This is a genomic window from Cohnella caldifontis (assembly GCF_029360585.1).
Lineage (GTDB): Bacteria > Bacillota > Bacilli > Paenibacillales > Paenibacillaceae > Cohnella > Cohnella caldifontis.
On sequence record NZ_JAQZSJ010000046.1, the window covers coordinates 1 to 1,640 of the forward strand.

1 protein-coding gene is annotated in these 1,640 nt (G+C 56.3%); it reads left to right on the forward strand.

What is annotated here, in order from left to right:
* Positions 1–124: 124 nt before the first annotated feature.
* Positions 125–1,615, forward strand: coding sequence for an IS5 family transposase (locus PTZ19_RS25245; RefSeq protein WP_276358472.1), 1,491 nt, complete (start codon positions 125–127; stop codon positions 1,613–1,615).
* Positions 1,616–1,640: the final 25 nt, after the last annotated feature.

A 1,640-nucleotide genomic window follows, 5' to 3' on the forward strand; every position in this document is an offset into this window, starting at 1 on the left:
TAGGGCTTGCTGAACAATTGAAAAATGCAGTAGCAGCAAGGATTTAACGCCTATTTTGTCGAAATCAAGTGCAAGGAAAACGGTGACTGACCCGCGAAAAACCGTGCACTTGGAGGCGTTCGAATTGTATCAGCGAACCGAAAGCCAAATGATCCTGCCAGGAGACTTCTTTCTGCCGTTCGGCGGAAAACTTGCAGAAGATAACCGCTGGGTGTTGCTGGCCCAGATGATTCCGTGGTGGAAGCTCGAAGAGAAGTATGCAAAGAACTTCAAGAAGAGTCTCAAGGGGCAAAAGGCCGTATCCATCCGTGTCGCGCTTGGCGCCCTCATCATTCAGGAGCGGCTGGGCACCGACGACCGGGAAACGCTTCGTCAGATTCTGGAGAATCCGTATCTGCAGTACTTCCTCGGTCTGCCGGAGTACCAGTACCGCCGTCCGTTTCACCATTCCCTCATGACTCACTTTCGCAAGCGGTTGGGCGGCGAGATCCTTGATGAAGTGAATGAGTGGATCGCCCTTGAAGAAGCGCGCAAGTCCAGCGAATCGGATAATTCATCGGACGACGACGATGAACCCGGCAGCGGAGCCGCAGCAGTATCCAATGAATCATCACAACCGCAGCCGCGGCAGATGGAACTGACGAATGAAGGCGAACTGCTGCTGGACGCGACCTGCGCGCCGGCGGATATCGCCTACCCAACGGATTTGTCGCTGCTGAATCAGGCTAGAGAAAAGCTGGAGAAGATCATTGACATCCTGCATGAGCCGCAGCGCGGAAAGACTCGCAAGCCAAGAACATACCGGGAGCGTGCCCGCAAAGCCTATCTGGCGGTTGCCAAGCAAAGGCGCGTGAAACCGCGCGCGATGCGCAAAGCAATCGGCAAGCAATTGCGGTTCATTTCCCGTGATCTGCGCATCATCGCCGAACATGCCGAGGCGACGAACGGTCTGATGCGGCTGCCGCGCCGCATGTACAAGGAGCTGCTGGTCATTCAAGAATTGGTTCGCCAGCAGCAGGAGATGTACGACAAGCGAACGCATAGCGTACCGGATCGGATCGTCAGCATCGCGCAGCCGCATGTCAGACCGATCGTACGCGGCAAAGCCCGGGCGAACGTCGAGTTCGGCGCGAAGCTGGCGATCAGCGTGGTGAACGGCTACGCATTCCGGGAGCATCTGTCCTGGGACAGCTACAACGAAGGCCAGACGCTGCAGGCCGCAGTGGAACGATACCGTGCTCGATTCGGCTATTATCCCAAAGCGGTGCTGGCCGACCAGATTTACCGCACGCGAGAAAACTTGCGCTTCTGCAAAGAGAAGGGAATTCGGCTGAGCGGACCGCAATTGGGCCGTCCATCAGCCGACCAGCAGGAGCAGAAGAAAATCGCCAAAGCGGATGCAGCCGCGCGTAATGCGGTGGAAGGCAAATTCGGTGAAGGCAAGCGCAGTTACGGGCTTGGCCGTATTCGAGCGCACCTTCAGAGGACGAGCGAGACTGTAATCGGACTGCAACTGCTGGTCATGAACCTCGAAAAGAGACTCCGAGCTCTCTTTTTGCCGCTTTTGCAATGGTTGTGGTCTACTCTCGCATTTCGCTTGCCCGTGATGCCCTAAAAAGCGACCCGTTCAGCAAGCCCTA